This is a genomic window from Psychrobacter pasteurii, from assembly GCF_900162815.1.
Taxonomy (GTDB): domain Bacteria; phylum Pseudomonadota; class Gammaproteobacteria; order Pseudomonadales; family Moraxellaceae; genus Psychrobacter; species Psychrobacter pasteurii.
In genome coordinates, this window is sequence record NZ_FUGD01000172.1 from 1 (window position 1) to 446 (window position 446).

Annotated in this window: 1 protein-coding gene; it reads right to left on the reverse strand. The window is 45.1% G+C overall.

The window, feature by feature from the left end; translation table 11 throughout:
* Positions 1-446, reverse strand: a 446-nt coding sequence (locus A1232T_RS13080; protein ID WP_143514008.1) for a DDE-type integrase/transposase/recombinase, incomplete at both ends; no start/stop codon positions are given.

Sequence of the window (446 nt, forward strand, 5' to 3'; positions counted from 1 at the left end):
TGGCAATACCCTGCTCAATGAGCGGTCTGGTAAATCTTGGGCTGGTAAACTGAGAGCCTTGATCCGTATTAAAAATCTCACAGCGTAACCCATTGTGCAGTAAGCTACTTACCGTATCAACGCAGAAATCCGCCTCAAGCGTGGTAGATAGCGACCAGTCTAGAACATAACGACTGTACCAATCTATCACCGCCATCAAATACACGAAGCCCTTGGCTAGGTGAATATAGGTGATATCAGTACTCCACACTTGATTACAACGGCTAATCGGTACATGCCTAAGCAAATACGGGTAAACTTGATGTTTAGAGTTAGGCTTACTCGTGTTAGGATGCTGATAAATGGCATCTAGCCCCATTTGCCGTAGTAAGCGCCTAACTCGCTTTTCTCCCACTTGATAGCCTAGTTGCCTCAAATACGCTGTCATGCGTTTAACCCCATAAAAT